This window comes from Klebsiella sp. TF21-TM (assembly GCF_019753495.1).
GTDB lineage: Bacteria > Pseudomonadota > Gammaproteobacteria > Enterobacterales > Enterobacteriaceae > Klebsiella > Klebsiella quasipneumoniae.
This window is the reverse complement of record NZ_JAIJYL010000077.1, coordinates 1-3314: the sequence shown is the minus strand read 5'-3', so window position 1 is coordinate 3314 and position 3314 is coordinate 1. Positions and strand designations below refer to the sequence as shown.

The 3314-nt window shown below is 41.3% G+C and carries 2 protein-coding genes and 2 pseudogenes; 1 reads left to right on the top strand and 3 read right to left on the bottom strand.

All coding sequences use genetic code 11. The features are described 5' to 3' along the window. Positions 1-260 (bottom strand): annotated as a pseudogene (locus K5R89_RS26785) (hypothetical protein); the annotation flags it as partial. A 135-nt stretch (positions 261-395) separates the two neighbouring features. After that, positions 396-467 (bottom strand): annotated as a pseudogene (locus tag K5R89_RS27695) (hypothetical protein); the annotation flags it as partial. 233 nt (positions 468-700) lie between these two features. On the opposite strand from K5R89_RS27695, the gene K5R89_RS26780 reads away from it, so the two are divergent. Next, positions 701-1398, top strand: a protein-coding gene (locus K5R89_RS26780) for an IS1 family transposase (protein ID WP_313771226.1) whose coding sequence is annotated in 2 segments (ribosomal slippage) — positions 701-950 and positions 950-1398 — 699 coding nt in all. Because the reading frame shifts where the segments join, the coding sequence is not laid out codon by codon here. A 63-nt stretch (positions 1399-1461) separates the two neighbouring features. Here K5R89_RS26780 and K5R89_RS26775 read toward each other — a convergent pair. Then, positions 1462-2985: an EAL domain-containing protein gene (locus tag K5R89_RS26775; RefSeq protein WP_064175106.1), complete on the bottom strand. Its 1524-nt coding sequence runs from the start codon at positions 2983-2985 to the stop codon at positions 1462-1464. Positions 2986-3314 lie beyond the last annotated feature (329 nt).

Genomic DNA, 3314 nt, shown 5'->3' with positions numbered 1-3314 from the left:
CCGTCCGCGGAGTTGACCTGTTTCCCACAGTCCGGGCCGTCCGCGGAGTTGACCTGTTTCCCACAGTCCCGGTCGTCCGCGAAGTTGACCTGTTTCTCACAGTCCCGGTCGTCTGCAAAGTTGACCTGTTTCCCATAGTCCGGGCCGTCCGCGAAGTTGACCTGTTTCTCACAGTCCCGGTCGTCTGCAAAGTTGACCTGTTTCCCACAGTCCGGGCCGTCCGCGAAGTTGACCTGTTTCCCATAGTCCTGAGCGTCCATAAAGTTGACCTGTTTCCCATAGAGGATGGAAAACTCTTCTTGTGCTGAGCGTAAGAGCTATCTGCCGGAACGGTTCCTCTTCGCTTCCTCGCCAGTTCGCTCGCTACGCTCGGTTACATGGCTGCGGCGAGCGCTGATACCTTTCTCTATACCCTTTTGTACGACTTGTTGTGTGATGGTCATAAGTGCGTCTGCGTGTTGCGGCACTGTGATTGAGTGGCACGCCCGTCGAACTTCTTCCCCCTCCTGTTGAGAGCGAAATCAAAACAATATGATTTTTTGCTTGCAACATGACTCTTTTTGTTCAAAATGACAAAAAACGTCATGAGGTGATAAATGGACAATATTGAGCAGTTACGGAAAGTTGCTACACGTGCAGGTAAGCGGTAATGGTGCCAACTTACTGATTTAGTGTATGATGGTGATTTTAAGGTGCTTGCGTGGCTTCCATCTCCATCAGTTGTCCCTCCTGCTCAGCTACTGAAGGCGTGGTGCGTAACGGTAAAAGTACTGCCGGACATCAGCGCTATCTCTGCACTCACTGCCGTAAAACATGGCAGCTACAGTTCACTTACACCGCTTCTCAACCCGGTACGCATCAGAAAATCATTGATATGGCCATGAATGGCGTCGGATGTCGCGCCAGTGCACGCATTATGGGCGTTGGCCTCAACACGATTTTAAGACACTTAAAAAACTCAGGCCGCAGTCGGTAAACTCACGCATACAACCGGGCAGTGACGTCATTGTTTGCGCGGAAATGGACGAACAGTGGGGTTACGTCGGCGCTAAATCACGCCAGCGCTGGTTGTTTTACGCGTATGACAGGATACGGAGGACGGTTGTGGCGCACGTATTCGGTGAACGCACTCTGGCCACACTGGAGCGTCTTCTGAGCCTGCTGTCGGCCTTTGAGGTCGTGGTATGGATGACGGATGGCTGGCCACTGTATGAACCCCGCCTGAAGGGAGAACTGCACGTTATCAGCAAGCGATATACGCAGCGCATTGAGCGGCATAACCTGAATCTGAGACAACATCTGGCAAGGCTGGGACGGAAGTCACTGTCGTTCTCAAAATCGGTGGCGCTGCATGACAAAGTCATCGGGCATTATCTGAACATAAAACACTATCAGTAAGTTGGAGTCATTACCACTCCTCCTATACAATAGACCAACTAAAACGTATATAGAACATCTAAATTAAATCCCTTTCAAGTCATAAATTAAATCTTTAAACGGCTGTGGGCTATTGTAATAATAGCCCTGCGCATATGGTACATTCATTTCTTCAAGGTATTTAATCTGTTCTTCAGTTTCAACTCCCTCAGCAATCATTTTTAATGATAATTTATGTCCAAGCTCTATAATACTATCAATTAGTATACCAGATACAGCATCGACACTAATCTTATCTATAAATGATCGGTCTATCTTAAGTATTGAAATGTAATGATTATGTAAATAAGAGTAACTTGAATGCCCGGTACCAAAATCATCAATGGCCAATTCAACACCCAGGTTTTTTAGCAGTCTAAATAATCTGAGGCTTGTTTCATTCTGAGGGATTACTTCTCTTTCAGTGAGCTCTAAAACAAGTTTTATTTTATTGCCTTTTAATTTGCTTAAAAATTGGAAGCAATCTTTAAATAAAGTTAGATTATGAAAGTGTTTAGCTGTTACATTAAATGAAATGTAGAACTCTTCAGAAAAAGATTCCTCTATTTGATTAATAGCCGAAGAGACTTGTTTAAATAAACTTTGAGTTATTGGGATGATAATTCCAGATTGTTCTGCCTGAGGTATAAACATATCTGGTCGAATAAGTCCATGCGTTGGGTGGACCCAACGAACCAGAATCTCTACGCCACTTGCTTTACCTGTTTTAATGTTGATTATCTTTTGACCATAAGCTATAAATTCTCCACCTTCTAGGCCCTGTATCATATCATCAGTTAGGGTGTAATGCAGTCTTGAACGCCTAATGATAATAAATAACAATGCCACAAAAAGACATATTAGGACATAGATATGATAGCGTTGGATATATAAGTAAGCAATAAAAACGGAAGTATAGTTAAGACCTGCACTTAACCGGTATGGAAATTTTACTGAGTTTATGAATTGAAATGCGACATTTTTACTATTATTGGAGGTTAATGATAATTCACCATTTGCTGATAAGTAAACATTGCCAACCTTAAGCTCTATTGACAACCCTGACTCTGACAACTGCTTCATTATCATTTGCAAATACATACCATCGATCGCAGTAGCATAGAAGTCTGAATTATATTTCTTCCTGACCAAAAGAATTGGATGCTTTGTCTGAATCAAACTTCCTGTAATCAAAGCCATCTTATTGGACACATAAGATGGTTGAGGGTCTTTTATATCTAATGGCCCAATGAGAGAATGGCATTTTATAGTATCATTCGTACCAAAAAAAGTGGAGCGTATAAAGGGAGTTATAGTAACAATCCTTCTAATATCAGGAAGATAATCATCACAATTCTTTCCACTAGATGTAATACTCATTACTGTATCATTTGTTTTATTTGCATACGAGATCATGTTATCAGTGATGCGTGATATTTCGGATATTGTTTCTTTGTTTTTATTGTTAGTGTCATATACAAAAAAAAGAAAGTCCAAAATCAAGCAAGCAGAAAATATAGCAATCAAAATAGCTACTGGCTTGATTGTTCCTCTTTTTTTTCTGTACATACATAACCCCTTTGACTATCTAAAATGTATACATGCTGTCATTTTGTGAATGCTATTATTACATTTTTTGTTAACTTTTACTGAGAGAATCGCCTAAAATATCTATAATTTATCATATACTTGCTAAACTGATATCTACTATCTAAGATATCATGAAATCTGATTTAACCTTATGTTCGTTGGGTAGACAGTTCTCTTAATTTTTCAGATTATCACCAAACTGCGCTACTGCGCTACGTGAGATCCTACAGGGGGCTTTGTTGAATAAATCGAACTTTTGCTGAGTTGAAGGATCAGATCACGCATCTTCCCGACAACGCAGACCGTTC

Bases quoted from the DNA above. Each gene is read 5' to 3' on its own strand.
- K5R89_RS26775 (WP_064175106.1), bottom strand. From the start codon at position 2,985: ATGTACAGAAAAAAAAGAGGAACAATCAAGCCAGTAGCTATTTTGATT.